The sequence below is a fragment of the Pseudomonas sp. B20 genome, assembly GCF_020515755.1.
GTDB classification, from domain to species: domain Bacteria; phylum Pseudomonadota; class Gammaproteobacteria; order Pseudomonadales; family Pseudomonadaceae; genus Aquipseudomonas; species Aquipseudomonas syringae.
This window is the reverse complement of the sequence record NZ_JAHPJG010000009.1, coordinates 1-25,773: the sequence shown is the minus strand read 5'-3', so window position 1 is coordinate 25,773 and position 25,773 is coordinate 1. Positions and strand designations below refer to the sequence as shown.

The 25,773-nt window shown below is 56.8% G+C and carries 26 protein-coding genes and 2 pseudogenes; 14 read left to right on the top strand and 14 right to left on the bottom strand.

Translation table 11 applies throughout. The annotated features are described in order from the left end of the window. Window positions 1–42: 42 nt before the first annotated feature. Together LIX91_RS11705 and yedA are read right to left on the bottom strand one after the other, a co-directional pair. Entirely contained in the window at window positions 43–1,371 is a 1,329-nt protein-coding gene (locus LIX91_RS11705; RefSeq protein ID WP_032703256.1) for a DEAD/DEAH box helicase, read from the bottom strand. A gap of 62 nt (window positions 1,372–1,433) precedes the next feature. Beyond that, a complete protein-coding gene (gene yedA, locus LIX91_RS11700) occupies window positions 1,434–2,348 on the bottom strand; it encodes a drug/metabolite exporter YedA (protein ID WP_100073510.1) in 915 nt (304 codons plus the stop codon). A gap of 167 nt (window positions 2,349–2,515) precedes the next feature. On the opposite strand from yedA, the gene LIX91_RS11695 reads away from it, so the two are divergent. Next, window positions 2,516–2,983 (top strand): Lrp/AsnC family transcriptional regulator, encoded by a 468-nt coding sequence (locus tag LIX91_RS11695; protein WP_003419123.1) that lies wholly within the window; start codon window positions 2,516–2,518, stop codon window positions 2,981–2,983. A 10-nt stretch (window positions 2,984–2,993) separates the two neighbouring features. On the opposite strand, the gene LIX91_RS11690 is transcribed toward LIX91_RS11695, so the two are convergent. The 3 genes from LIX91_RS11690 to LIX91_RS11680 all read right to left on the bottom strand — a co-directional run bounded on the left by LIX91_RS11690 (window position 2,994) and on the right by LIX91_RS11680 (window position 5,205). Beyond that, the gene (locus LIX91_RS11690; RefSeq protein WP_003340797.1) at window positions 2,994–3,605 is read right to left on the bottom strand and encodes a PolC-type DNA polymerase III; all 612 of its coding nucleotides are present in this window, start codon (window positions 3,603–3,605) and stop codon (window positions 2,994–2,996) included. Between the two features lie 21 nt (window positions 3,606–3,626). Next, on the bottom strand, window positions 3,627–4,103 hold the full coding sequence (locus LIX91_RS11685) for an NYN domain-containing protein (RefSeq protein ID WP_003419124.1): 477 nt from the start codon (window positions 4,101–4,103) through the stop codon (window positions 3,627–3,629). Between the two features lie 397 nt (window positions 4,104–4,500). Beyond that, window positions 4,501–5,205, bottom strand: a complete 705-nt coding sequence (locus tag LIX91_RS11680; protein ID WP_004411886.1) for a DUF2076 domain-containing protein — start codon at window positions 5,203–5,205, stop codon at window positions 4,501–4,503. Window positions 5,206–5,402: 197 nt separating this feature from the next. Between LIX91_RS11680 and LIX91_RS11675 the strand changes: the two genes are divergently transcribed. The 6 genes from LIX91_RS11675 to LIX91_RS11650 all read left to right on the top strand — a co-directional run bounded on the left by LIX91_RS11675 (window position 5,403) and on the right by LIX91_RS11650 (window position 10,524). Further along, a complete protein-coding gene (locus LIX91_RS11675) occupies window positions 5,403–6,065 on the top strand; it encodes a YciC family protein (RefSeq protein ID WP_003368738.1) in 663 nt (220 codons plus the stop codon). Window positions 6,066–6,098: 33 nt separating this feature from the next. Next, window positions 6,099–7,241, top strand: coding sequence for an endonuclease/exonuclease/phosphatase family protein (locus tag LIX91_RS11670; protein ID WP_103696316.1), 1,143 nt, complete (start codon window positions 6,099–6,101; stop codon window positions 7,239–7,241). A gap of 583 nt (window positions 7,242–7,824) precedes the next feature. Then, complete coding sequence (locus LIX91_RS11665; RefSeq protein ID WP_226488519.1) at window positions 7,825–8,361, top strand: hypothetical protein; 537 nt, start codon at window positions 7,825–7,827, stop codon at window positions 8,359–8,361. Continuing rightward, window positions 8,345–9,358, top strand: coding sequence for a fatty acid desaturase family protein (locus LIX91_RS11660; RefSeq protein ID WP_003419131.1), 1,014 nt, complete (start codon window positions 8,345–8,347; stop codon window positions 9,356–9,358). Before LIX91_RS11665 ends, LIX91_RS11660 begins: the two co-directional genes overlap by 17 nt. Continuing rightward, window positions 9,355–10,251 (top strand): DMT family transporter, encoded by an 897-nt coding sequence (locus LIX91_RS11655; RefSeq protein WP_003419133.1) that lies wholly within the window; start codon window positions 9,355–9,357, stop codon window positions 10,249–10,251. Before LIX91_RS11660 ends, LIX91_RS11655 begins: the two co-directional genes overlap by 4 nt. A 63-nt stretch (window positions 10,252–10,314) precedes the next feature. Then, window positions 10,315–10,524: a hypothetical protein gene (locus LIX91_RS11650; RefSeq protein ID WP_032703258.1), complete on the top strand. Its 210-nt coding sequence runs from the start codon at window positions 10,315–10,317 to the stop codon at window positions 10,522–10,524. Between the two features lie 112 nt (window positions 10,525–10,636). Here LIX91_RS11650 and LIX91_RS11645 read toward each other — a convergent pair whose 3' ends face one another. After that, entirely contained in the window at window positions 10,637–11,407 is a 771-nt protein-coding gene (locus LIX91_RS11645) for a hypothetical protein (protein ID WP_032703280.1), read from the bottom strand. A 306-nt stretch (window positions 11,408–11,713) separates the two neighbouring features. Here LIX91_RS11645 and LIX91_RS11640 point away from each other — a divergent pair, with 306 nt between their 5' ends. Next, on the top strand, window positions 11,714–11,971 hold the full coding sequence (locus LIX91_RS11640) for a hypothetical protein (RefSeq protein ID WP_032703259.1): 258 nt from the start codon (window positions 11,714–11,716) through the stop codon (window positions 11,969–11,971). 133 nt (window positions 11,972–12,104) lie between these two features. Here LIX91_RS11640 and LIX91_RS11635 read toward each other — a convergent pair whose 3' ends face one another. Beyond that, window positions 12,105–12,467, bottom strand: coding sequence for a hypothetical protein (locus LIX91_RS11635; RefSeq protein WP_046236142.1), 363 nt, complete (start codon window positions 12,465–12,467; stop codon window positions 12,105–12,107). Between the two features lie 60 nt (window positions 12,468–12,527). Then, window positions 12,528–12,983: a winged helix-turn-helix transcriptional regulator gene (locus LIX91_RS11630; RefSeq protein WP_004411893.1), complete on the bottom strand. Its 456-nt coding sequence runs from the start codon at window positions 12,981–12,983 to the stop codon at window positions 12,528–12,530. Window positions 12,984–13,168: 185 nt separating this feature from the next. Here LIX91_RS11630 and LIX91_RS11625 point away from each other — a divergent pair, with 185 nt between their 5' ends. Both LIX91_RS11625 and LIX91_RS11620 read left to right on the top strand, forming a co-directional pair. After that, on the top strand, window positions 13,169–14,410 hold the full coding sequence (locus LIX91_RS11625) for an MFS transporter (RefSeq protein WP_410524753.1): 1,242 nt from the start codon (window positions 13,169–13,171) through the stop codon (window positions 14,408–14,410). Further along, the gene (locus LIX91_RS11620; RefSeq protein ID WP_153221677.1) at window positions 14,407–15,303 is read left to right on the top strand and encodes an EamA family transporter; all 897 of its coding nucleotides are present in this window, start codon (window positions 14,407–14,409) and stop codon (window positions 15,301–15,303) included. The genes LIX91_RS11625 and LIX91_RS11620 overlap by 4 nt, the downstream gene beginning before the upstream one ends. A gap of 197 nt (window positions 15,304–15,500) precedes the next feature. On the opposite strand, the gene hrpB is transcribed toward LIX91_RS11620, so the two are convergent. The 3 genes from hrpB to LIX91_RS11605 all read right to left on the bottom strand — a co-directional run bounded on the left by hrpB (window position 15,501) and on the right by LIX91_RS11605 (window position 19,017). After that, window positions 15,501–18,038, bottom strand: coding sequence for an ATP-dependent helicase HrpB (gene hrpB, locus LIX91_RS11615; protein WP_226488517.1), 2,538 nt, complete (start codon window positions 18,036–18,038; stop codon window positions 15,501–15,503). A 99-nt stretch (window positions 18,039–18,137) separates the two neighbouring features. Then, window positions 18,138–18,419: a hypothetical protein gene (locus LIX91_RS11610; protein WP_226488516.1), complete on the bottom strand. Its 282-nt coding sequence runs from the start codon at window positions 18,417–18,419 to the stop codon at window positions 18,138–18,140. 22 nt (window positions 18,420–18,441) lie between these two features. Next, window positions 18,442–19,017, bottom strand: coding sequence for a hypothetical protein (locus LIX91_RS11605; protein ID WP_226488515.1), 576 nt, complete (start codon window positions 19,015–19,017; stop codon window positions 18,442–18,444). Here LIX91_RS11605 and LIX91_RS11600 point away from each other — a divergent pair. Next, window positions 19,018–19,254 (top strand): annotated as a pseudogene (locus tag LIX91_RS11600) (mannose-1-phosphate guanylyltransferase/mannose-6-phosphate isomerase); the annotation flags it as partial. Window positions 19,255–19,499: 245 nt separating this feature from the next. After that, window positions 19,500–19,868: a hypothetical protein gene (locus LIX91_RS11595; RefSeq protein ID WP_226488514.1), complete on the top strand. Its 369-nt coding sequence runs from the start codon at window positions 19,500–19,502 to the stop codon at window positions 19,866–19,868. Between the two features lie 571 nt (window positions 19,869–20,439). Here the strand turns inward: LIX91_RS11595 and LIX91_RS11590 are convergent. Beyond that, a complete protein-coding gene (locus LIX91_RS11590; RefSeq protein WP_226488513.1) occupies window positions 20,440–21,618 on the bottom strand; it encodes an MFS transporter in 1,179 nt (392 codons plus the stop codon). Window positions 21,619–21,810: 192 nt separating this feature from the next. Between LIX91_RS11590 and LIX91_RS11585 the strand changes: the two are divergent. Beyond that, window positions 21,811–23,151 (top strand): annotated as a pseudogene (locus LIX91_RS11585) (PLP-dependent aminotransferase family protein). Window positions 23,152–23,243: 92 nt separating this feature from the next. On the opposite strand, the gene hopI1 reads toward LIX91_RS11585, so the two are convergent. Next, on the bottom strand, window positions 23,244–24,257 hold the full coding sequence (gene hopI1, locus LIX91_RS11580; RefSeq protein WP_226488512.1) for a type III secretion system effector HopI1: 1,014 nt from the start codon (window positions 24,255–24,257) through the stop codon (window positions 23,244–23,246). A 122-nt stretch (window positions 24,258–24,379) separates the two neighbouring features. Then, entirely contained in the window at window positions 24,380–24,763 is a 384-nt protein-coding gene (locus LIX91_RS11575; RefSeq protein ID WP_003340858.1) for a RidA family protein, read from the bottom strand. A 167-nt stretch (window positions 24,764–24,930) separates the two neighbouring features. Between LIX91_RS11575 and LIX91_RS11570 the strand changes: the two genes are divergently transcribed. Next, a complete protein-coding gene (locus LIX91_RS11570; protein ID WP_308460641.1) occupies window positions 24,931–25,626 on the top strand; it encodes a tRNA (adenine(22)-N(1))-methyltransferase in 696 nt (231 codons plus the stop codon). Window positions 25,627–25,773 lie beyond the last annotated feature (147 nt).

Below are 25,773 nucleotides of genomic sequence, written 5' to 3'. Positions count from 1 at the left end.
ATAGCAATGAGCGCTCCGTCCGCGTTGAATGCGCACTGCGCTTCAAGGCTTCTTCTTGCGCGGACCGGTGTTGAAGACCGGGACTTTACGCACCGGCTTGACCACCGGCGCAGGCTCGGACTCGCCGCTGTCGACCCATTTGCCCAGGTTGCGCTTGCTGCCCGACACCTTGGGTTTCTTCGGTTTCTTGGGCTTTTTCAGGATCTGGCCGCTGGCATCCGTACTCGGCACGCGATGCTCCGGTTCGAAGTCCTGCTCTTCCTTGCGCTCCAGAGTCTGGCGGGTCAGCACTTCGATGGCTGACAGCAACTCAACCTCATCGGCACACACCAGCGAAATCGCCTCGCCCGTCAGCCCCGCACGGCCGGTGCGGCCAATACGGTGGATGTAATCCTCGGCCACAATCGGCAGGTCCAGGTTGACCACGGTCGGCAGGTCATCGATGTCCAGACCGCGCGCCGCCACGTCGGTGGCCACCAGAATCTTCACTTCATTGCTCTTGAAGCGGTCCAGCGCACGCTGGCGGGTGGCCTGCGGCTTGTCGCCGTGAATGCCGTCGGCGTTCATGCCCAAACCCTGCAAGCGATCCACCAGTTGATCGACGCCAACCCGGGTCTTGGCGAACACCAGCACCTGCCCCCAGCGATGCTTCTTCATCAGATGGATGAACAGATCCGCCTTGCGCTTCTTGTCGACAGTCACGACCCATTGCTTGACCGACGACGCCGCGACATTGCGCGGGCTGACTTCGATGGTCAGCGGGTCATTGAGCATCTGCGCGGCCAGCAGACGAATCTCGTCGGAGAACGTTGCGGAGAACAGCAGGGTCTGGCGCTGCTTGGGCAGCACGGCATAAATACCGCGCAATTCCTCGGCAAAGCCCAAGTCGAGCATACGGTCAGCTTCATCGAGGATCAGCGCCTGTAACTGGGAGAACTTGACCGCGTTCTGGCGATGCAGATCGAGCAAGCGGCCTGGGGTCGCGACCAGCACGTCCACGCCCCTGCGCAGCTTCATCATCTGCGGGTTGATGCTCACACCGCCGTAAGCCGCGTAGGTGGTCAGCGGCAGATGCTCGGCGTACTGACGAATGCTTTCATGAACCTGATCGGCCAGCTCGCGGGTCGGCGCCAGCACCAGCGCGCGAATCGAGTTGGGCGCGACTTTCGGGCCTTCCATGGTCAGCCGTTGCAGCAGCGGCAGGGCAAAACCTGCGGTCTTGCCGGTGCCGGTCTGCGCAGCAGCCATCAGATCGCGGCCCGCCAGTACCGGAGGAATTGCCTGAGTCTGTACAGGCGTCGGAGTCTGGTAACCGAGCGCTTCGAGGGCGCGCAGCAAGGGTTCGATCAGGCCGAGAGAGGCGAATGTCATGGAAATACCGTAGGAAAGATTCAACGCAAGGCGCGCAGTTTAACCTGTCCGGCGCGCCTCGGTTAGCTTGTGCGTGTCGATACGGCCTCTTGCGGCGGCGACCGGCGCCATTGCGGCAGGCCAATCAGCACCACAGCACTGATGATCACCACCATGGCCATGCACTCTTCGACACCAATCGTTTCGCCAGCGAACACCACGCCGAGCATCACTGCCACAGCCGGGTTGACGTAGGCGTAGCTGGTCGCCGCTGCCGGGCGCACGTTCTTGAGCAGGTACATATAAGCGCTGAACGCGACGATAGAGCCGAACACCACCAGATACAGCAGCGCGCCCCAGCCCGCCGCCGTCGGCATATGCGTTAGACGCTCGCCACTCAAGGCACTGCCGATCAGCAGCGTCGCTCCCGCCGTGATCATTTCCGCCGCACTGGCCATCGGCCCCTTCGGCAACGGCAGGTGCTTGCTCAGCACCGAACCGAATGCCCAGGCGGCGGCGGCAAAGATCACCACGGCGGCGCCATAAGGGCTGGCCTGCAAATTGGAGCCGAGGTTCAACAGGCCGATGCCGATCAGGCCCAGCGCGATGCCTGCCCATTCAAGGTTAGTGGTGCGATTGCCCCAGAACAGCCCGAACAGCAGGGTAAACAGCGGCATGGTCGCCACCGCCAGCGCTGCCACACCTGACGCAACGCCTGCGTGTTCGGCCAGGGTCACACCGCCGTTACCGCAGGCCAGCAGCAGGAAGCCAATCACGAACGCGGCTTTCCACTCAGCCCAGGTCGGCGCCGGCACGCCGCGAAACCTTAAAAAGCCGTACATCAGGCAACCAGCAATCAGAAAGCGCACACCGGCCATCATCAACGGCGGCCATGATTCCACGCCGATGCGGATCACCAGATAGGTAGAACCCCAGATCAGGTACAAAGCCAGAAAGGCGCCGATGAGCAAGGGCGAAACGCGAACGGATTGAGGCATGGCTAGGCTCTGGGATCATTGTTATGGTTGACCTATTGTATGAAGGCCGAAGGCGGATATTAAGCAGACAAACCTGTTTAAAACGCGCTGAAACTTACGATTCAATGCTTGTCAGGCCTTCTTTCCTTTTATTTTAAAACCGCCCATCGCTCGGCACGAGGCACGCCATGACCCTGGATAAATACGATCGGATTCTGCTCGATGAGCTGCTGAAAAATGGCCGGGCGTCTTTTGCGCAGCTGGCGAAACTGGTCAACCTGTCCGCGCCCGCGGTGGCCGAGCGGGTCGCCAAGCTGGAAGCCAGTGGCGTGATTACCGGTTACGAGGCCAAGGTCGATCTGTCGAAAGTCGGCCTGCCGATTCAATGCATCATCGAACTGCGCATGGGCAGCCATGGCAATCAGCAGGCCTACAAGGACCTGTGGAAAGTCCCCGAACTGATCCAGTGTTACCGGGTGACGGGCGACCCGTGTGTGATCATGCGCGCGGCGGTCGATTCGATGCCGCACCTGGAAGACCTGATCAACCGAATCGCCAAGTTTGGCTTCAGCAAAACGTCAATCGTGCTGTCGACGGCAGTTGAGCGCAGCCTGCCGGCCGATTACTTGATCAGCAACGGCAAAAAGGAGCACTGACAAGAACAGGTCAGACGCCGCGCTGGCGCTTCAGCGTTTCGTTGATCTTCGCGGCGGGGACTTTCTGCAGGGAGCACAGCATTTTGTGAGAAATGGCAGAGATGCCGTGGGTCTGGCGCAATTCGTTGGTCAGGTACGCCGTCAGGTTGGCCGCCATTTCCGCATCGGCCATCGCCCGGTGAGCCTTGCCGGTGTCGGGCAGCCGCGCATAACGGGTCAACGTGCCGAGCTTGTGATTCGGTGCGCCAGGCATCAGGCGTCGGGCCAACAGCAGCGAACAGGCGAAGCTCTGTTCGCGCGTGCGCTCGATACGCGACAACTCGTAATCCCAGAACTTCTGGTCGAACGAGGCGTTGTGCGCCACCAGCGGGGTCGAACCGACGAAATCCGCCACATCGCCCATCACCCTTTCGGCGCTGGGGGCGGTACGAATCATGTTGTTGCTGATGCCGGTCAACCCTTCGATGAACGCAGGAATACGCACGCCCGCATTCATCAGGCTCTGAAAACGCTCGACGATACGCCCCTGCTCCATGATCACCACCGCAATCTCGGTCGCCCGGCAGCTATGGCCCGGGGAAATCCCGGTGGTTTCAAAGTCGATGACTGCAATACGTTCCAACACTGGCCTGGCCCTGTAAATTCATTTCAACAACAACGCGCCTTCGATCGGCACGTAATGGCTGGCGGCGCGGATCAACGAGTTCGCGGTCAGCCCCGGCACGCCATAGGCGACCGCCTCGACCCCATGCTTGCTGATCACGCGTTCGAGCAACATGTCGAAATCGCCATCACCGGACGCCAGCACGACTTCGTCCACTTGCGGCGCGAAATCCATGATATCGATGGTGATGCCGACATCCCAGTCCCCTTTGGCCGAACCATCGCTGCGCTGGATGTAGGGCTTGAGCCTGACCGTGAACCCCAGATTGCGCAGGATCTGCTGGAACTGCTGTTGCTTGCTGTCGCCACGATCGATGGCGTACGCAAACGCGTGAACGATCTCGCCGCGCTTGCTGATATCCGCCCACAAGGCGGCGTAATTGAAATGACAGCCATGCGCCTGGCGCACGGTGTAATACAGGTTCTGCACGTCGGCGAACACCGCGATCTTCTTCACCGCAATTCCTCATGGCGGGCAACATGCCCACGGGTTACAGCGATCCGGAACGTGAATCGGCGCCCAGTATGCCAGTTTGAGGAAGGAATTGAGGGATGGATCGGTACCGGCCGCTGCGAAGCCCGCGCGTCATGGCACAGATTATCGTTCCCACGCTCCAGCGCTCATCGTTATACACAAGTCTGCTCTTGATTCTGGCCGCAGGCCGTGGGAGCGAGCTTGCTCGCGAAGAGGCCGGTAACCCCTGAAGATGGAGCATCTGTACCATCGTATTCGTGAGCAACGCGGATCGCCGCCCCCGACCTGCGGGCAGAAGCCCGAAAGTCACGCTTTTCGGGCTCTTGGAGATTTGTGCATAACGATGAGCGCTGGAACGTGAAGAACGACCGTCACATCCTCAAACGAACGAATCATCGTCCGAGAAACTGTCGCCACCATCGTCGAAATTGTCGTCAGCCGTGTACTGCTGATCCGGCTGTCCCCAACCGCCCTGATCATTGAACGAGCCGGTGTCCTGAGCCTGTGGCGCGTCGTGAATGACTTCGACGATCTCCTGCGGCTGGCTGTGGTGGCTGAACATGCTGCTGATACCTTCTGCCAGCAACACACCGCCCGCTACACCGGCCGCGGTCTTCAGCGCGCCGCCAAGAAAGCCACTGCCGGCAGCCGGAGCCGGCGCAGCATAACCGCCCTGCGGCGCTGCGGGCGCAGGTGCAGGATTGAAACCACCACCATCACGCCAGCCGCCACTGGAAGGCTGGCTCGGTTGCGGCTGCGATGCGCGCGGGGCGCTGCTGCCAAAGATACTCGACAAAAACCCGCCACTCGCTGGCGCGGATGAGGCTTGCCCCTTGGCCTGCTGGAGCTCGGCCTGCAACTGCTGAATCTGCTCGTCGCGCTGTTTTACCTGCTGATTGAGCTGATTGACGGCTGCTTCCTGCACCAGAATCGCCTGCGTCATGTAATACGGCGCAGCGGGCTGGCGGGTCAGATGCTCCTTGATACGCGCCTCGGCCGCAGCATCTCGCGGGGCGGATGCCGTTTCAGCGTCTTTCAGTTTCGAGAAAAGACCGTCAATCAGGGTTTGCTCTTCGCTGTTCATGACCACCTCACTGAGTTGCCACTGGAATTCTTCCCTGCCGCAATGGCAGGACCATGTGCAGAAAATGGGGCCTCATCGACGCGCTTCAATGACATGAAGAAAAAGATAACAAGGCGTGCGTCGAAAACCACTGCGCTTGGTTCGACAGGGGCCATGGGCTAAAGTGTGCGCCTGCTTTTAGCCTGCGATCTATCTCCATGAACCCGTTGAACATCATCCAGGATTCGCTTTATTTCTTTCGGCGCAATCTCGGCAGCATCGCGCTGCTGTGCCTGCCTGTCGTGATCCTTGAAGTGCTGGCCAAACAAGCGCTGGGCAGCGCCATGTCCGCCGACACGTCACCTGCCTACGCATTGGTGATCGGGCTGTTTTTCTACCCTGTCTATACGGCCGCGCTGATCCTGTTTCTCGACGCACGCAGCCGTGGCGAGGACGTACACACCCGCGATGTACTGGCCATGGCCGTGCGCCTGTGGCCGACCTTCGCCGTGCTGTCGGCCATGAGCACCCTGCTGATCATGTTCGGCCTTTCACTGTTCGTCGTGCCCGGCATCTGGGTGATGATCAAACTGGCGTTCAGCGAATACCTGCTGGTTCTGCGCAAACTCACACCGTTCATGGCCATGCGCGAAAGCATGCAGATGACCACCGGACACTTCACGCGCATTCTGGTGTGCGTGCTGAGCGTCTACATTCCCCTGTGGCTGCTTGAGGGCGCCAGCCTGTACCTGTTTCCGGAGCCGCAAAGTGCAGCGGTTTCCGTGATCACCGACAGCATCGGCAGCTTCCTGCAACTGTTCACCACCATTGTGACGTTCCGCCTGTTCATGCTGATCAGCGAGCCCGCACACCGCGCCTGAAGCAAAGGCTGACGTCAGGCGCGTCGATTCGGTATGCTCGATGCCGAATCCCTCACTGAGCGCCAGGCGCTCCAAGTCGAGCCGATGCCCCGTTTACTGCTACGTCTGACCCTGTACGGCTTGCTGCTGGTCGCCGTATTGCTGTTACTGGTTTTCCAACTGACCTGGCGTCCTCCAGCCCGTGAATTACTCACGGCCAGTTGCAACCCTGCGGTCGAGGCACCGAAACTGGTGCCGGGGCAAGCGCTGAAAGTCATGACCTGGAACATCCAGTACCTGGCGGGTAAACGCTACGTGTTCTGGTACGACATGGCCGACGGCAGCGGCCCGGACGAACGCCCGACCCATGAAGACCTTGCCTACAATCTGGATGAAGTGGCGCGGGTCATCCGTGACGAACAACCCGACGTCGTGCTGCTGCAAGGCGTCGACGATGGCGCCAAGAACTCCGACTATCAGGATCAGCTGGCGCTGATCAAGGAGCGTGTGGCGGACCTCTACCCGTGCAGCACGCAGGCCTTCTACTGGAAGGCAGAGTTCGTACCCAACCCGCATATCTGGGGCAGCGTCGGCAGAAAACTGGCGACCCTCAGCCGCTTCCACATCGACAGCGCCGAACGTATACAACTGCCGGTGCCCGACGCCAACATCATCAGCCGTCAGTTCCAGCCAAAGGATGCCTTGCTGGTCAGCTACCTGCCCTTGCGTGACGGCGGCAAACTGGCCGTCATCAACACCAGCCTGACCACCGCCAGACACGCCGGCGACACCGCACAAAAACAGGTCGCGGCCACTGAAACGCAGCTGGACAAGCTGGAAAGCGGCGGCACGCCCTGGCTGATCGGCGGCGACTTCAACCTGCTGCCGCTGGGCCAATACCAGCGCCTCCCCGAGCAACAGCGTCTTGGCTACGCCGCCGACAGCGAACTGCACGAGCTGTGGGACAAATACCCGATGATCCCCGACAACGCCGAATCCAGCGGCATCGACCGCAGCAAATGGCTGACGCGCTTCCCCAACGACAGCCGCATCAACGGGCCGGACCGTACTGTGGATTATCTGTTCTACAGCCCAAGCCTGAAGCGTGTCAGTGCGCGGGTGCGCAGGGATGACACGTTGTTGATCTCTGATCATTTGCCGGTGATTGGAAGGTTTTTGTTGCCGGTTTTGCCCTGAGGGGGTCGGCCCTGTGATCAGATAACGTTTTAAATCAAGGAAATAAAATTAAAGAATCTCCGCACCGTCAAGGCTGTTTTGGGGACGGCGGCACTCCGCGCCCCATAGACGAGTTCAAAACAACGGCGAGGTACGACTCGCGGTCATTCATCAGAAAAACAAAAAGCGTCCATTCATGCTGGATGTTATGCCACGAATTGACAACATTACTTTAATCGATAACACCATCATATAAACTTGATCATCAGTGGCCACAACGGTCTTTTCTGCTGTACAGGATTGACATAAGAATCGAGAATTGATTAAATTCACGCCCGGACAGATTCAACGAGCATGGAAGCGTAAAAATGTCAGATAGTTTTTATTTTCGCTTGAACGTTTTTTGTACTGAGGTGAGTTCATCTAACCTCCTCACATGCTGCACCCTCTATATGAAGGGTGCTCTTGCGCCTCGCCCCAAATCCATCACCCCAGATTCCGATTGTTACTTGCACGCTCTGTGCGATGTAGCTCAATTATCTGCTGGCCTGAACGCCCCACGACTTCGTCGTTGCTTTTCAATGTTTCAGCAAGACTCCTGAACGTGACGCGCAATCGGTTATTTGGCCGTGATTCTCTCGGGCTGCTGTTAGTATTCTCGTACGTCATATTGTCGTACACCAAAGATATTGTTTTAGAGCGGGTGGTCAGCAAGGTTAAAACCGACACGGCGCTTGTGCGCGTTTCAGCCCGCACAGTTCTGCCTGTGATGATAGCGCTCAACATTGTCAGGCCGGGCAACAGGTTCGGGCTCTATGACTCATTAAAGTACTTGTCGGCGCCTGCGGTCTCGGTGCCTTATGCAGGCGTCATTCCAGTAGTCACCTTAATCATTAATACTATCGTCAGAAAGGTAACCACCCCGGGCCGGGAAGTTCTTTGCGCTGCCGTGCTGTTTTTAATCGCGCTTTATTGGTTTACGGAGAGCCTGTCGGTCGCAACTTTTCAACAGGCCGTTCTAGAGCTGGTATTTTTGCTCGGCTCCGCATTTTTAAATAACTTCACAGAGGCGTTTAAATATTGTTTTGGAACGCCTAGCAATTTATTGATAACAGGAATGTATTGTGAAAGGAAACTTTAATAAGGTCGTGTTGACCTCCGATCAAAAGCGGCGCATCAAAGCGTTGTACGCCAGAAATAATTATAGAGGCATGCTGTCTATTCTTGAAAGCCTGGCCTGGATCGCAGTGGGTGTTCTTGCCAGTCAAACCCTTGGCTGGCTGGGCTGGATAATTGCAGTTCTGATTATTGGGACTCGTCAGCGCGCGCTGGCCAGCCTCCTGCACGAAGCGGCGCACGGCACCTTGTTCAAGTCGAAACTGCTCAATGTGACGTTGGGAAGGGTACTGTGTGGCTGGACAATACTCCAATCGTTCGACAGCTATCGCAAATCCCATGTACTGACTCACCACCCCCACATTGGTAATCCGGAACACGATCCCGACTATCAGTACATGGTCGATTCTGGCGTATACGATACAATGTCCCGGGCCTCGTTCCTGTGGCGCTTTCTGTTGAGCCCGGCACTTGGAAGGCTCACACCTCAGTACATTTATTATCTCGTTCGCGAACGGCTTGGGAAGGCATTGCAAACACCCAAAGAACGTGGAGAAGTGCTCGCCATCATTGCCTTTCATCTGGGCGTGTTACTTGCCAGCTACGCAATGGGCGTTATCACTGATGTACTGCTGCTGTGGTTTTTACCCTTCTTGATCGTCTACCCGCTTGTCGGTTGGTACAGCGAGCTGGCGGAACATTTTCCAATGATGTCTGCGGCGTTTTCGAGTCGTAGCTTTTTCTCACGAAACCGCTATGCGGGGGGGATCGAAAAACTGTTTATCGGCATGCACGGGGATAACTATCATTTGACTCACCACCTCCTGCCAGGTATTCCTCATTGGAATTTGGCAAAGGCGACGGCGATCCTCAGAGAAAATGAAGCCTTCAAGGCATGGGATGATTTCTGGGGTGGCATTTTTACAAGTGAGCCAGGAAAGGTCAGTTTACTAGCCTACCTCATAAATTTTCATCCGTTTTCAAGGCCCAACGCACCCGTATTCTCAGAAGTGATCAAATGAAAATCTTCAATAACTTTGCGATATGCGCGCTGACCGCTGCCGCGTTAAACGGCTTGATTGGCCCGCTCACCAGACTGACGTTACTGCAAGGTGTGGGGGCGTCGCAAATTGCCTTTACCAAAGCATTCATCGCCTTTTTCTTACTGCTCGGCTATTGCCTGTTGGCGGGCAAGGCACGCGAACTGTTGAACGTCGGCAAACAGTGGCCAACGTTGGCGGTTTTGGCGTTCCTGGGTATATTCAGCCTGTATTTCTTTGAGACACAAGCCTTTGCAGAGGCGTCCGTCTCGCTAGTTTCTTTTCTGACTTACGCGGCAGGTGGTTTTACCATCCTCCTCTCTGCCATCTTCCTGAAGGAACGCTTGACGGTGCTAAAGCTCGTGAGCTTTCTGACCATTATTGCTGGCATTCTTCTTATGTTTAATGCCGGGAGCGAAATGTCAGGCTCCATGAAAGGCGCTACCCTGGCACTCCTCGGCGGGCTGGGTTACGCACTGTTCATATTTTTCGCCAAATACAACAATATCGGCAGTGGCCTTTGCCAATTAGTCTGGCTTTTCGGTTTTGGCAGCCTGTACCTGTTCCCGCCAGCGCTCGTCGCCGGTTTCAGCGCACCCTCTTTGTCCGCAATGCTGTCGCTGGTAGCCTTGGTGGTATTTCCAACTATCGGCGGGTTCTATTTAACGACTCGGGCCATTAAGTTGGGCGAAGCTGGCAGGGTTCAAATTATTGAAACCTCTGACCCGCTATTTGCCACTGTGTTCGCCTTCATTCTGTTCGGAGAAGTTTTAAGCCTGCCGGCGGCGTGGGGGGCATGTTTTGTCATCGTGGGTCTGCTATGCAGTCTTCTGGCGTCACGCACTGTACCGGGTGTCAACCACGTCAACCCCTGATCTTTCGATGCCCCGGGTGACTCAGCAATAGATATCGAAACAGCTGACTTAGGAGCCAAAAGAATGCAGCTATTCAACGAAGGTACGGTTGTGCGCTTGAGAACGGGGGGCAACGAAATGAAGGTCTGCTCGCCCCTGATGCCCGTGAAAGAATCGGGTGATATCGATTTGGTAAGCTGCTGCTACGAACACAAGACACGTCATGTTTTTGGTTTTTACCGAGCCGATGCGCTCATCGAGTTGCGCCCTACCCACCTTCGCCAGGTTATGTAAAACCTTCCTTGAAAACATTCGGAGCGCTGGACCACGGAATGTTTCCAGGCCGAAAAGGCGATCATCGCGCAATCCAGATCAGCACCAAACCCAACGGCGTCAACTCCAGCATTCAGGTTTGAATATTACCCAACATCGCGTCTAGGGCCTGCTCAAGCTTCGATAGCTCCACCTCAATACCCTCTCCGTAAACCGCCGAGCCACGAGCACAGTCAATCATCACCGCTATTCCAGCACCGGTGAGCCCTCCAGGGTATTTGCGCAGGGTCAGCTCGACACAAGAGCAGTCCAGCCAGCGCGCTTGATCGACCGACCAGCCGTTGTCTTCGAAAGCAAACACACGGATGCCGCGCCTGACGTCAATTATCTCGGGTGGGTAAATCCATTGCGTGGCAAGTGCCTCGTAAGGCGTCGCCTGAACACGGTAGCGAGCACTTGGGGACAGCGCGATTACTTCGATGCGCTCTCCGTGCGTGATGTCGCCTTCATGCTCATTGCCCGCAAATATGGGCTCATAACCTTTTCCGGTGAACGTAAAGAATTTCGTTTTTCCATCAGCCGTCAACTGGGCCAAGGCTGCGTTCACCAACGGGAGAGACCGATCGTCAGGCTCAAGCGCGCGGTCATACCCATCAAACTCGATGCCCATAAAGTTGGCCTCATCAGCATCATCCGTGTAACAGCGCGCGACGAGGGACAAGGTGCCTTCCGTGAAGTAGTACATATCGTACTCATAGTAATAGTCGTAGAAGCCGTCCTTATCCTGCTCGCTGGCGTCGATATGGTGATACCGCTCCATGAGGATTGAACCCGGGCCTTGGGATGTCCACTGGGGTTTGAACTCGCGTTTACGGTTATCACCCCGTGAAAAGATGCTTTTCATCCAGCGCTTGATAAGGGATTTGAAAACAAATCTGGCAGTGTTCAATGTCTTTCCCTGGTTACCCGATTGCTCGGCGACGTTCCGCGATCGATTCCTGAGTATTCGCGTGGTTGAAAATACCGGAGCCAAGCGAAAATGGCAGCCCTATAGCCGTCGATAAGCTGGCGAGTCACCGAGCATCTGAATGTCGTCCTTCAGCGTTCGACAGGGTCAAAACAGTTTGAACGGTTTCTGAGCGCGCTCGCCTAATGATTAGCCCATGGATACTTCCATGGACGACGTGCCAATACCGGCATACACCAAAGGGTGATCAACATGGCTAAAGACGACAAGAAAAGTAAAGGCGAAGCCTCGAAAGCCAGCAAGGACTTGAAAGACAAGAAGGCATCACCTGCCAAGAAATCTGAAGCGGCCTCGACGCTTTCCAAGTCTTCCGAAAAGAAAGACAAGAAAAAAGACGCCGAGCCAAAGAAAGCGGCCAAAAAAGCGGATAGCAAGCCAGAAAAGGCCAAGAAATCAGATAAGGTTGAAAAGGCTGAGAAGCAGGCTAAAAAGAAAAAGTGACATCTGCTGCCTGCCAGGGCGTTGCGCCCTGGCGTTCTCTGGGTATCTGAATATCCAACATTTGATTAAGTGTTCCAGACCGGGTACGTTGAATAGCAAGCATTCGATGCTAAAGCACCGACCAGATTGGCATTCAGGCCTTCACATCACTCACCATCGTATCGAGGGCCTCCTCGAACTTCGATAAATCTACTTCTAGCCCAGCTCCGTAAACAGCTATGCCGCGCGCGCAGTCGATAGCGACGGTTATTCCGGTCCCGGTGAGCCCTCCGGGGTATTTACGTAGTTTCAGCTCGACTCTTGTTGCATCCAGCCAGATTGCTCGATCGGCTGTCCAGAGGCTGCTTTTAAACGTAAAGACACAACTGTTTTGCTGTGTATCGATGATGACGGGCGGAAAAACCCAGTGTGAATTGCCCGCTTCCCACGGTGTTGCCTCGACCCGATAGCGGCCGTCAGGTGACAAGGCGAGGGTTTCGATGTCTTCGACGTACATAGAACCAACCTCATGACGCGGCATGCTCACTTGAGCAATTGACAAATAAACATGAAGCTTTCAGGACTCACGCTTGATCCGAAGCCGATGACAGTCTGCTGAAGTCAACGCCTTACCGGTTTTCGAGCGAACCATGAGAGTTTCCACAGGCTGCGACGATTCGTTATCCAGCAGTACCGAATGAGTATCGCCCTTGCTGAACAGAAAGCGTTCGCCCCACTGGCGCATGCTTACTACAACAGGAAATACGGCGTGCCCCATCTCGGTAAGCACGTACTCTTTGTAAGCACTGCCATCCGACGCTGGCTGCACATCAAACACTCCTAGCTCAACCAGCAGCTTGAGCCTTGCAGCAAGTATGTTCTTGGCCAGCCCAAGGTTTTTCTGAAACTCGCTGAAACGGCGAACGTCGTCAAAGGCCTCTCGGAGGATCATCAATACCCAGCGATCTCCAATTGCCTCAAGCGCGCGGGCCACAGGGCATTCGCTTTGTGCCATCAATTTCTGTCTGGCCATGTATCTCCGACGTCAGGCGCCAACCAAATAGTGTGCAGAAGACATTCTGTCGGGTGGATGCAAAACCCACAACGGTAGTTGCAAATTAAAACCAGTGCTGCTAAAAATCAACATCTGGTTTTAATTAGAAACCACATCAGGGACGAATTATGACACTGAATACTCGATCTTCCTTGAAGGCAGGCATGGAAACTGATCGTGAATCCGGCAATACGGCAGCATTGCTTTCGCACACACCGCGCACTATCAGCAGACGCCTGATGTTCTTGTTTGCCACCACCTGCGCCTTGTCCGTTGCCAACGTCTATTTCGCTCAACCACTGCTGGATTCAATGTCAGCCAGCCTTTCGGTAGGTACAGGAGTCATTGGCATAGTCGTCACTGCGACACAGATCGGATACGCCCTGGGCTTGCTGTTCGTGGTGCCGCTGGGCGATATGTTGAACCGCAGGACACTAATCCTGACGCAGATGCTGATCTCAGCCGTGGCTTTGTGCGCGGTGGGCCTGTCGCAGAATTGGGGCATGCTACTCGGCGCAATGATGCTGGTCGGGCTGACGGCCGTTGTGGTTCAAGTGGTCGTGGCCTACACCGCATCGCTGACGAGCCCCGAACAACGTGGTCAGGCCGTAGGAACGGTGACAAGCGGCGTTATTCTGGGCATCTTGCTAGCGCGCTTCGTTTCCGGCGCAATGGCTGATCTGGCGGGCTGGCGAGGTGTCTACTTCGTTTCGGCTGCCTTGATGGTCGGCATGTCACTGCTGCTGTATCGCGCCATGCCGACGTCTCAAGTGTCGCAAGAAAAAGGTAACTACTGGCAGCTTCTGGGCTCTGTTTTCACGCTTTACAGAACCGAACGCACATTACGCGTCAGAGGCACCTTTGCCCTGCTTATATTCGCGGCATTCAGCGTGCTGTGGACCGCCATGGTTCTTCCGCTCAGCGCAGCGCCTCACTCGCTCTCACACACGCAGATCGGCCTATTCGGCCTGGCCGGGATAGCTGGTGCACTTGCGGCAATGCAAGCGGGACGTCTCGCAGATAAAGGGCTAGGTAACCGCACAACAGGCATTGCGCTGGCACTGCTGACCTTGTCGTGGCTGCCAAGCGCATTTATTGACAGCTCATTGCTGGCGTTGGCCGTCGGAGTAATTCTGCTGGATTTTGCCGTGCAAGCAGTGCATGTGACCAACCAGAGCCTGATCTTCGCTGCAAAGCCCGATGCGCAAAGCCGGCTGCTAGGCGCCTATATGTGCTTCTACTCGTTGGGCAGCGGCGTCGGCGCCCTGGCGGCCACTTACACTTATGCGAATTCTGGCTGGGTCGCTGTATGTCTACTGGGGGCAGCCATCAGCGGTATTGCGCTGCTGTACTGGGCGTACCTGCAAATTCCGTCCGTGATTCATGACAAGGCAAATCATCAATGAAACCACTGCACATAGCGCTGGCTGTGCTGGTCATGGCCATCTGGGGAATCAACTTCTCAGTGATCAAACTGGGGCTGACAAACGTCGATCCACTCATTCTGGCAGGGCTGCGCTTTAGTCTTTGCGCCCTGCCAGCGATCTTTTTCGTCCGTAGACCCAATGTGCCTTGGCGATATCTCATCGGTTATGGGCTGGTCTTCGGCATCGGGCTCTGGGGAATAGTCAATCTGGGCATCAAAGCCGGGCTTTCGGCCGGGATCGCCTCGCTGGTACTGCAGTTCAGCGCGTTCTTCAGCATCCTCCTAGGCAGTTGGGTATTCAGGGAAGCACTGAACCGGTTCCAGATATTGGGCATGCTCATTGCGCTCAGCGGTCTGCTCAGCGTCATATTGATCAGCGACGGCTCGGTCAGCCTTCTCGGCATGCTACTGGTGCTGGTGGGAGCGTTGTCCATGAGTGTGGCCAACATCATTAACAAAAAAGCCAATACCAGGGATGTCTTTGCTTTTCTGGTATGGTCCAGCGCCTTCTCGCCTATCCCCCTGTTCGCCCTTGATTACGCCATTAACGGCAGCGTCGGCTACATCATGTTTGTGAACCATATCGGCACCACCGCAGTACTGTCGATTCTGTTTCAGGTCTATCCCAACACCCTGTTCGCCTACTGGATATGGAACTCGTTGCTCAAGACCTATCCCATTTCAACTGTGGCTCCGCTGTCGCTGTTGGTGCCGATTTTCGGGATGCTGGGCTCGGTTGTGATATTCAACGAGCATATGTCGACGGGCAAGGTACTGGCGGTGCTTTTGATTGTTACGGGACTGAGCGTTGGGTTGTATGGAAGACGGATTTTTGATGGGTTGATTGGGCGGGACGGCAGAGTTTTGAGGTGACAGGTTGAGCCGGTTATCCACGCAGGGGCCTGAGCTTGAACGGGTAGATAGCCCCCTGCGATTTTCCTGCTCGCGCTTCGTCGGGCGGTTTGAAAAGGCATTTCCTCAAACTATCGCTGTTGCCCTTACGCCTGATGCGTCAAGGAAGACTCCAGAGAACGTCCGGCCTACTAAGGCGTAGCCAGTGTTTGGCCCTACTACGTTCCCCTAGGCTTGACCCGCGCCGTCGCCTCCGCCACCAACGGATCATCCGGCCAATAATGCTTGGGATAGCGCCCCTTCAAGTCTTTCTTCACATCGATGTAGGTCGACCGCCAGAAGTTAGCCAGATCCTGCGTCACCTGCACCGGGCGACGTGCCGGGGACAGCAAGTGCAGTTTCAGCACCTGCCGCCCGTTGGCAATGCGCGGCGTATCGGACAAACCAAACAGCTCTTGCAGCCGCACCGACAGAATCGGCGGATGTTCGCTGTAGTCGATACGAATATTCGAGCCAGACGGCACTTGCAGGGTCTGGGGTGCCTGCGCCTCCAACTGTTGCGGCAACGGCCATGGCAGGAGGTTGCGCAGGATGGAGGACAGGTCGAGCTGGCTGAAATGACTGAGCCGGGTGACTTTGCCCAGGTAGGGCATCAGCCAGCTTTCGAGTGTCGCCAACAGTTGTGCGTCACTCAGATCTGGCCACTCGCTTGCTGAGCTTTTCTCGATATCCAGGCCGCGCAACAGTGCAACACGCGCCTGCCACTGACGCAGTTCCGGCGTCCAGGGCAGCAGTTCCAGGCCTTTGCGACGCACCAGCGCCAGCAGCGCGTGGCTGCGGGTTGTCTCGTCGAGACCGGTCAGTGGTTCGCGACTGATGATCAATTCACCGACTTTGCGCTGTCGCTCGGCGCGGAATACACCTTCGCGTTCGTCCCAGTCGATCTGGTCCACGCTGATGACTTGCTCGGCCAAAACCGAATCGAACAGTGCCGGATCGAACTCGGCGGCGAGGTAGATGCGTTCTTCGCGCTGGCCCTGACGACTGCCCAAATCCGCGATGACCAGCCATGGCTGTTTCATCAGTGCATCCGCCTCGGCAAACAGTGCCGCGCGGCCGTTGGCCAGTCGGTATTCGGCTCCGCCCGCTCGGCGTTGCTGTGCGACGCGATCCGGGTAGGCCAGCGCCAGCAAGGCGCCCAGCCAGCGTGAGTGGTCCGGATCGCTGACCGGGCTGCTCGCCCCGCCGCGCAGATACCCGCGATATTGCCGCGACAGTTGTCTGGCCCGTTGTACCCCGCCTTGTGCGCCGCGCGCCGCGCGTTCTGTGCCTGCCAGCAGAGTCAGGCGACTGTGCAAGTCAGCGCCAGCACCCCGCAAGATATCGCGCTCGCCCAGCAAGGCTGCGAGGTCACAGGCTTGCGGAGATAGGCCAAGGTCATGCCCACGAATGAGAAGATGGGCAATACGAGGCTGAGCTGGCAACTGCGCCATTGCTTGCCCATGGGGTGTGAGGACACCGTTAGCATCCAGAGCACCCAGCCGACAGAGCAGATCACAGGCTTGAGAGAACGCTGCAGTCGGTGGGGCATCCAACCAATGGAGCTGATCAGGTGTAACACCCCAGCGAGCCAAGTTCAGGGCCAATGCCGCGAGATCGGCCTGCTGGATTTCTGGGGCGCTAAAGCTGGAGAGTTGCTCATGTTGGGCTTCTGACCACAACCGATAGCAGACTCCAGGCTCGAGCCGCCCTGCCCGGCCAGCCCGCTGAGTGGCGCTGGCCTTGGAAATTCGCTGAGTCGCGAGGCGGGTCATTGAACTGCGCGGATCGAAACGTGGCACCCGCTCCAAGCCGGCGTCGATGACGATGCGTACGCCCTCGATAGTGATGCTGGTCTCCGCGAGGTTGGTGGCCAGTACAACTTTGCGTTTTCCGGACGGCGCGGACTCAATGGCTGTCCGCTGTTCGCTCAGCGAAAGCTCGCCGTACAGCGGACAGAGCAGGATCTGTGAAGCGTGACCAGGTGACTGCTTGCTGAGCCAATCCTCCAGATCACGATGTACACGTCGAATTTCAGCTTGGCCTGGGAGGAACACCAGAACACTGCCCATCTGCTCTTCAAGCACATCAATGCAGGCAGAAACGACGCGAGGCTCTACATACTCTCCTGGTTGCAGGGATTTGCCCCAGACAACGTCCACAGGATACATCCTGCCTTCACTGCTCACGATCGGTGCACCGTTAAGCAGTGCGGATATCCTCTCGCCGTCCAGCGTGGCGGACATCACCAACACCTTTAGCGGCAAGTCTTCTCGGAAGAGTTCACGACCATTCAAGGCGAGCGCCAGAGCCAAGTCTGCGTCCAGGTTCCGCAAATGGAACTCGTCGAAGATAATCAGGCCTACGCCATCCAACGAAGGGTCGTCCTGCAGCCGGCGTGCAAGAATACCTTCAGTCACGACTTCGATGCGGGTCTTGGGGCCAACCCGGCTTTCGAGACGGATTCTATAGCCGACAGTTTCGCCCACCTGCTCCCCGATTTCCTTTGCCATCCTTTCTGCTGCGGCACGAGCTGCCAATCGACGGGGTTCGAGCATGACGATTGTCTGGCCGGCCAGCCATGACTGATCAAGGAGCGCAAGAGGGACGCGTGTAGTTTTACCTGCGCCTGGCGGAGCTTGGAGCACTACCTCATTGCGATCGTGAAGGGCTTTGAGAAGGGCCGGCAGGGCGGCATCGATCGGCAGCGAATTCATGGTGTCTCCCGCAGTATTACCGGATTATACAGGCTGCAGGGGCAGGCACGTCATACCGACATACCCGACGACCAGATCCGACCTTGAGCACTTGGACGCTCAAACTGGTGGTTTCCTGATCGCTTCGCGGGGTAAATGGAGGCCGGCTATCTTCGAGCGCATCTGCGGATTATCGACGATCCATTTTGATCGTTGCTCCTTTGCTCGCCATTGCTCGCGAACAGCCTTGGACACATCCGATCCCTTGCCACCGACCAAAGCAATCTGGCGGTACAGCATGCCGTCAGCCTGATAATCCTCGGGGTGGCTGACCATATCGAACTCGGCTACAAGCTTATCCTCTTCCAACTGCGCAATGACTGAGGAAATACAGTGTTCCATCTCGCTACGCTGGATGACCCGCTCACGTTTGCCCGATGGTGACGCTGTCCTGCTGAATGTGAATTCTTCGGAGCAGACTCAATCTGACCGAAGCATCAAGAGCTAGAAACGCTTCACAACCAGCGGCACGTGGCCCATGAGGAGTTTTGTCACCCGCAGACTTGGCGCTAGCACGGTCGTTGAGCACTCTGACAGCCTCCTCAACCATCGAAATGAGGAGCTCCTCGCGATCAGCATTCTTGTTGCACAACGCCAGTAATGGCGAGTTGTCGGGCACCTTCCCCACCGAGACAAGATGGAAGGTCGTATCCGCCAGTGACACCAACGGCAAGGCATCGATCCACACCCTGACTGTCTTCCATAGAGCTACGGATGCGAGAGTGACAGGGGGAGGATTTTGCTGGACGGAATGCTTGAGCTGGAAGAGCAGCTTCTGCCCGTCGGCCTTGAGCTCCACATCGTCCAATCTCTCCACGGCCATAGCTGCGTCATCAGCTATCTGAGACAACAGCGTCAGCAATGCAAACTGGCTCTGATAATAGAATCCCAGCGCGGCTGGCGATGCATCATGAACTGTATTTGATCCAGTGTTATCCATACCGCTCAGGTCACCTGTGACGACAACGTGTTCCTGCTGACCGAAAACCAGTCGACCTACATCCCGATTGCTTCGGTTCACCGTCTGCGCAACCCGGGCAAAATCCCGTTGGAAATTATCGAAGTTCAATCGGGTAGCTACCTGGGCGAAGACGACATCGAGCGTTTCGAAGACGTCTACGGCCGCTCCACCCCAGGTATCGAAGCCGGCGTGAAGACCCAGACCATCGCCCGTTAATACCGCTTCACCCAGTAGTACTAGCCCCCGTCAATCCTCTGCGTATTCCCCATCCGCAGAGGGTTTTCAGAGGCTTTTTATTGTGCGGGGAATACCGTTTTGTTGTGGACTATTAAAGCCTCTGCATTCATCGCGAAACTGACTAAGCACTGTCATTAGTGACAGTACTCATCGCCTCCTGAATTTCTTATCTTGGTGTTGCTGTGACAAAGCCTTTTTACCGCACTCACCTCTGGAGAAAAAAAATGGATCAAGGACCGATTCGCCCCATTCCAATGTTTAAAAATGCTGAGGATTTCAAAATTACACGAAATCAGCCAGCAACGATCATTTTGCCCGATTATCTATCTGATGGAGTTCGTCCTGCCTACGTAGCTATAGGAATCCACCGCGAGAATGACGATGGAACTCCAGCAAATACGGTGGAAACCGCACCTTTCGTGCAGCCTGTTGCAGGCAGAGAGACGCAATTTGAACTGACACTGGAAGAGATGAACTATATAGCCGGGCCAAAAATCAAGTCACTGATACTGGGGGAACGTTACTCGCCCCAGTCAGGAGAAAGCGCAGTTTCCGCTCCTATAAAGTCAGAACGGTACACCGTTGTCGATTAATCGGCCCCTGGCCCACCAAACACCTCATCTACGTGCCTGGTTGACCTGTTGGAACTGCCAAACCCAAGTGAAGGCTGCGATCCGAGTTAATGACCCATCGCATCGCAGCCTTCGCACGCGCTCGGCAGCGCTTACAGGGATTCAGCTTTCGCGGGCACGCGCGCGAACGCAGCGATACCAAAATCAGCGATTTGGTCTCTCCCTCCCCTTTCGGTACGATGCCCTCACCTGCAATCGCGAGATCGACACGATGATTTTCGGCGCCGTACTCCTGTTCACCTGACTGGTCCTGCTTCTGCGCTATCCCTCCAAAGCGTTGCCCGTTTTGCGTTGGAGCGGATGAAGGGCTTTCTTGTTTTGCTGATAGCCAGAATCGCAAGCTCTCCCCTGCCGAGGTGCCGACATCGAATCTCGTCGCCCGCCTGCATACCCCTTCGAGAGCTCTGCTATCAGGTCATCACGAGAGGTGTGACTCATACACCGCAGTCGGTGCTTTTACCGCCCCCTCGTCTGGACGGCCACGCGGGCTCCCGGAGAAATGCGGGGAGTATACCGGGGTGGTGTTGGGGAATCAGGCGGTGTGTTTTAGCTGAACGGCAGTCGCCACCAACAACACGATGCACAGCGCCATGCAAATAGCGTTGGTGCCAGCCCAACCTACCGTGCAGAGCAATAGCGAAGGAGTGAACGCGCCAATCGTTGCAAGGATTGCGATAGCCAGATCGTTTTTGCCTTGCATCTGCATGGCTACCGATTTGCTCTGCTGAGCATTGGCCAACAGTGCGCCGCCTCCAACATAGGTCAGGTTCCAGCCTAGCCCTAGAACGATCAGCGAAAAAATCATGACCTCATGACTGCTCGATCCCATGTTTATGGCCGAGCAACCAATCAACATGATCAAGCCTGCACAGATGGTGGTTTTGATCCCGATTTTCTGGATGATCACCCCGGTGAAAAAAGAGGGCGCAAACATGGCTATCACATGCCACTGAATCGCAAGGCGCACATCCGAGAAGTCCTGATGCATATGCTTCATGTGCATCGAAGCCTGAATCATCAGCAAGTTCATGACTCCGTAACCCAAGGCTGCGACTGCCATGGCAATCATGATCGTCGGCGTGATCGAGCTCCGGGGCTCATTCGCGGGCGCTCCATTTCCGCTGAGAGTTACAGGCATTACCGGATCGTCAGGCAGACAAACGGCTATCAACAACGATAACGCTGCCAGGCCAATGAACGACGCATAGCACAACGAAAACAGGGGATAGCCGCCCAAGTCTCTGAGCACCTCAGTAAGTGTGGGCCCAACGATGGCGGCGATGACCCCGCCGGCTACAACCAGCGAGATAGCCTTGGGCTTTAACGTTTGATGCAGATTATCGGTCGCCGCGAACCGGTTGAAGTTGGCAACAGCGATATACACCCCAAGCGCAGCATGGCTGAAAACCAGCAGTGGGAAATGCTGATGCTCAACGGCCCAAAAGCCGCTCAGGCCAGAGATCACCAGCGGGATAGCGCCCAGCATGAAAGCTTTTTTTCGGCCGATGCGACTCATCAGTCTGGAAACGGGGTATGTCGCCAGCATCAGCAATAAGAATTGAAAGCCATACGGTACGGTCGAGAATCTGATATCGGGTGCAAGTGCCGAGCCGACAATGGCTGCCATGGTTACAGACATGACGGCAGTGGTCAGATTAATGGACTGCGCGGTGAAATACAGATAGGTGCGTCGAGGCAGCGTGTTCGTCATGGACAGTGCTCATGGTGGAAAGGAGCTGCCGTCTTTTTGACAAAAAGCTCAGACATCAATGGATGCGTCGCCTTGTACTCAGCCCCAGCAGCAGATGCATGCTCGCATCTGTACGGCGTCCGCAGGCACACAGTCGACGAGCTTTCTGATTAACTGTTAGGCTATTTTTTCTATCAGTTTGACGAAGCCGCCATGCCCACCAACGCCCTTTATGAGTCGCTTAAGCAGCGCCTTGAATCAGGCGAATGGCTGGCTGGACAACGCATGCCGTCGATAAGGAAACTGGCCTTGACTGCCGACGCGAGTTACCACGATGCGGTCTCGGCCTATGCGCGTCTGGTGAGTGACGGCGTGCTGTAGGCTTCTCCCGGACGCGGCTACTTTGTGAGCAGTCATGCTACCCATGTAGATAACGTGCGGGAAATAGAGTGCATGGGCGCCGACCCACTGTTCAGGCTGCTACAGGCAGGGCCGCACTACACCAAGCTGGGATGTGGCTGGCTGCCACCGGCATGGCGAGATACCGAATTGCTGGCCAAGGCCATTCGGCGCACGGCGCGGCTGGAGCAAAGTTCGCTGGCCGAATACGGCGACATTTCCGGCTATCTCCCGATGCGTAAACAGCTTTGCGTTCACATGAAGCGTCTCACCCGTATCGACATCAGACCCAGTCAGATCCTCACCACTCTGGGAGCGACGCAGGGCCTGGACCTGGTTGCCCGCCTATTGATCAAGCCCGGTGACCATGTATTCGTGGACGAGCCGGGCAATGGCAACCTGATCAGGTTGATTCAGTTGGCGGGCGGTCATGTAGTGGGTATAAGGCGGACTCAGGACGGGCCGGACATCGCCGAGATGGAGAGTTATCTGGCGAAGCGCACGGTCAAAGCGTTTTTCTGCAATAGCACCTTCCACAATCCGACCGGCAGCAACATCAGCCCGCACAACGCCTTCAAGGTTTTGCGTCTTGCTGTAGAGCACGAGTTCTTTGTGGTCGAAGATGATGTCTACGGCGACTTCAGCCCCACTGTCCGCCAGACGTTTGCCGAGCTGGATAATCTGGATCGTGTGATCTACGTCGGCAGTTTTTCCAAATGCCTTTCCGCTTCGCTGCGCGTGGGTTATATCGCCTGCTCACAAGAGCTCATTGAGCCGCTGACACGCTTGAAACTACTGACGTGCGTTGCCGTTCCTGCGTTCTGCGAGCGGTTCGTCAACACCATTCTGGCGGATGGTACTTATGCCCGGCACATGCAGGATGTTCAACAGAGGCTTATCAGCCAGCAGGTCCAGACTCAACGCGCCCTGCGAGCAAGAGGCTGGCAATTCGATATAGCACCGCAGGGCGGCATGTTCATCTGGGCCTATCACCCGGACATCCCTAACCTGGAGCCCTTCATAAAGAAACTTGAACAACACAAGATCCTGCTGATGCCGGGCTCGGCGTTCTCGGTGTCGCGCGACTACCAGCGTTTTGCGCGAATAAACTGCACGCATTTTTCCGAGGCAATAGAAGAACGCTTTTCAGTGTGATCAACGAAGAACAGCGTTTAGTTATCGGAGCTGCTTGCGCGTTGAGCCCGCGGCTCAATAGCACTGCCGCCAGCATGCCTCACGCCGAAAAGTCAGGTATTGAACTCGTTACCTTTCTCATCAATAAGGCCATTGTCGTATTTCTTGCGCAATTCTGGATCGGACAAAATCCTGAACGCATTTGAAATCACTTTGAAACGCTCAGTCGCCTCAGCCTCGTTACCGACGTTCTTATCAGGATGATTCTTCAGCGAGGCCTTCTTGTAAGCCTTTTTGACTGCGGAGAGGTCCGCCGTCATGTCCGAGAGGCCCAAGTGCTCGTACAACTGCTTGACGGGTGGCTTGGCGGGGGCGGAATCGTCCACCTTCGCGGACGCGCCAGCAGCGGGTGTTTTGTGGGGCCGCTCTGTTGACGGCCGCTGAGCGCCTGAATTGGGCTGGGCTTTCGGCGGTGGTGGCGGCGCGCTGTTGGCCTGGGGGCGAGCGCTTGGAGGCGTTTGCGGGCGCGCTTGCTGTTGAGTGCTTTCAGGTCTCCAGGAGGGTCCCGGTGTGGGTCGTCGCACGCGATCGGTGTTCTGCTGATGAATCTCGTTGATCACCTGGTCAGCGATGTCGTTCATCAGTTTGTTCAGCTTCAAGTTGCTGGAGAAGAATGCGTAGTTCGCCCCACTGTTGTGCTTGCCATGCTCAGGTTCGGGTTTAACCATCGCCTCGGCCAGCGTCTTGCCCAGAGAGAACAACATCTTGCCCTGGCTATCGCTGACGCCCAAAAAGCTCATCACGTTGCGCATCGACTGGTCGCGCTCCCAGACAACGCTGGCCACGTCGAAGGCAGCTCGCGCCAGATTGAATCGGCCTCCCCCTTCGTGCGTCTCGACATGGGTCACCGGCTCCTTGCCGAGCAATGCGTCCAGAATCACCTCGAGGCCTTTCTGCTGGCGCTCGTTGAGCCGGCCTTTCTGCTCCAGCAATGAGCTGTTGACCTGCAACGCCACTTTGCCAGCGATATGGCTGACGACGTTTAGCGCGCGGTCTATCGTTGGCTTTGTCGAATCGCTGAGCGCCACTCGCGCCAACGAAGATGCAAGGTTGGTGAGGTTGATCATCTGCTTCTCCGGAAACTCATACCGCCTTGGTGGCAAGCAACGAGATCCGGTTCCACAGGATGTGCAACTCTGCACAGGTGCAAAGCGCTGACGCGAGCATCAGTCCGGTATGCGCCTAACGGTCAGCCCGCCTTGGCCGCCATCGCCGTCACTTCCACCCGCATCCCCTCAACCGCCAACGCCGCCACGCCCACGGCTGCGCGCACGGGCCACGGTTTTTTGAAGAAGCGTTTGTACACTTCGTTGAAGGCAGCGCGATCGGCCATGTCGGTCAGGTAGATGGTCAGATGCATGACCCGGTCCATCGAGCTGCCGGCGCGTTCGAGGGCGTCTTTCAGGGCTCGCAGGGTGCATTCGCTCTGCTCGGTGATGCCACCCAGTTCCAGGCTGCCGTCGGGATGGGTGGGGATCTGGGTGCTGACCAGCACGCCGTTGAAGTCGGCGACGTCCGAGGAGATGGACTCCGGGTCTGGATCGGGGGTGAAGGTGATGTCTGCGTTTGCCATGGGATCTCTGCTTTGCAAAGGATGGAAAACGCCAAGCCTACGCGAGCGACAGGTGGGGGTCGAGCCGTGGGCTTTGCCGCGGAAGGTTGAAATGCGCCGCGTTGCTCTACAGAATCGCGCCCGGACCCGGCCACGCTGTCGGGCGTTTGGGGTGAAAGGGGTTGCCGTTGAACGAACAGAGATTGTCCATGCGCCTTGAGCGTGTGGCGACGCACGTACCCGCCGGTGCACGGCTGGCTGATATCGGCTCGGATCACGGCTATCTGCCGGTGGCGCTGCTGAACCGGGGTGTCATCGCGGCAGCGGTGGCTGGCGAGGTGGCGTTGACGCCGTTCTGCGCAGCCGAGCGTACCGTGCGCGAGAACGATCTGGAGGATCAGGTCAGTGTGCGCCTGGCCGATGGTCTGGCGGCGATCGAAGCGGAAGACGCGATCACGGCGATCAGCCTCTGCGGCATGGGCGGCGAGACAATTCGCGACATCCTTGAAGCGGGCAAGGCGCGCCTGAGCGGTCAGGAGCGCTTGATCCTGCAACCCAACGGCGGCGAGCAACCATTGCGCGTCTGGCTGATGAAGCATGACTACCGCATCGTCAGCGAAGAGGTGCTGCGGGAAAACCGTTTCGACTACGAAATCATCGTCGCCGAGCGCACAGGCCCCGTGGAGTACACGGCTGAAGAGTTGTATTTCGGCCCGCTGCAGATGCAGGCGCGCAGCCCGGCGTTTCTGCTCAAGTGGCAGCGTCTGCTGGGCAAGAAACACAAGACGCTGCACAACTTCGAACGCGCGCAGCAAGCCGTGAACGAAGAGAAGCGGCAGGACGTTGCGCAACAGGTCCGCTGGATTACCGCGTTGCTGGCCTGAAAATCGAACTCATGCCCGAACCGGCTCTCAAACCCGCATGATCCGCAGTTCAGGCTGTAATGCTGCCTGCATCTGGTACAGCCTGAATCAGGCGTCAACGCTGCAATGGGTGACGCGGAGCGTCACGAACTGCATTCCCACGCGGAG

Coding starts and splice junctions, on each gene's coding strand:
- LIX91_RS11620 (WP_153221677.1), top strand. CDS start 14,407: ATGAAACCACTGCACATAGCGCTGGCTGTGCTGGTCATGGCCATCTGG.
- LIX91_RS11590 (WP_226488513.1), bottom strand. CDS start 21,618: ATGACGAACACGCTGCCTCGACGCACCTATCTGTATTTCACCGCGCAG.
- LIX91_RS11705 (WP_032703256.1), bottom strand. CDS start 1,371: ATGACATTCGCCTCTCTCGGCCTGATCGAACCCTTGCTGCGCGCCCTC.
- LIX91_RS11695 (WP_003419123.1), top strand. CDS start 2,516: ATGACCCTGGATAAATACGATCGGATTCTGCTCGATGAGCTGCTGAAA.
- LIX91_RS11650 (WP_032703258.1), top strand. CDS start 10,315: ATGCAGCTATTCAACGAAGGTACGGTTGTGCGCTTGAGAACGGGGGGC.
- LIX91_RS11595 (WP_226488514.1), top strand. CDS start 19,500: ATGGATCAAGGACCGATTCGCCCCATTCCAATGTTTAAAAATGCTGAG.
- LIX91_RS11610 (WP_226488516.1), bottom strand. CDS start 18,419: ATGGAACACTGTATTTCCTCAGTCATTGCGCAGTTGGAAGAGGATAAG.
- LIX91_RS11675 (WP_003368738.1), top strand. CDS start 5,403: ATGAACCCGTTGAACATCATCCAGGATTCGCTTTATTTCTTTCGGCGC.
- LIX91_RS11670 (WP_103696316.1), top strand. CDS start 6,099: ATGCTCGATGCCGAATCCCTCACTGAGCGCCAGGCGCTCCAAGTCGAG.
- LIX91_RS11645 (WP_032703280.1), bottom strand. CDS start 11,407: ATGAAAAGCATCTTTTCACGGGGTGATAACCGTAAACGCGAGTTCAAA.
- LIX91_RS11605 (WP_226488515.1), bottom strand. CDS start 19,017: ATGGATAACACTGGATCAAATACAGTTCATGATGCATCGCCAGCCGCG.
- LIX91_RS11625 (WP_410524753.1), top strand. CDS start 13,169: ATGGAAACTGATCGTGAATCCGGCAATACGGCAGCATTGCTTTCGCAC.
- hrpB (WP_226488517.1), bottom strand. CDS start 18,038: ATGAATTCGCTGCCGATCGATGCCGCCCTGCCGGCCCTTCTCAAAGCC.
- LIX91_RS11680 (WP_004411886.1), bottom strand. CDS start 5,205: ATGAACAGCGAAGAGCAAACCCTGATTGACGGTCTTTTCTCGAAACTG.
- LIX91_RS11635 (WP_046236142.1), bottom strand. CDS start 12,467: ATGTACGTCGAAGACATCGAAACCCTCGCCTTGTCACCTGACGGCCGC.
- LIX91_RS11575 (WP_003340858.1), bottom strand. CDS start 24,763: ATGGCAAACGCAGACATCACCTTCACCCCCGATCCAGACCCGGAGTCC.
- LIX91_RS11630 (WP_004411893.1), bottom strand. CDS start 12,983: ATGGCCAGACAGAAATTGATGGCACAAAGCGAATGCCCTGTGGCCCGC.
- LIX91_RS11655 (WP_003419133.1), top strand. CDS start 9,355: ATGAAAATCTTCAATAACTTTGCGATATGCGCGCTGACCGCTGCCGCG.
- yedA (WP_100073510.1), bottom strand. CDS start 2,348: ATGCCTCAATCCGTTCGCGTTTCGCCCTTGCTCATCGGCGCCTTTCTG.
- hopI1 (WP_226488512.1), bottom strand. CDS start 24,257: ATGATCAACCTCACCAACCTTGCATCTTCGTTGGCGCGAGTGGCGCTC.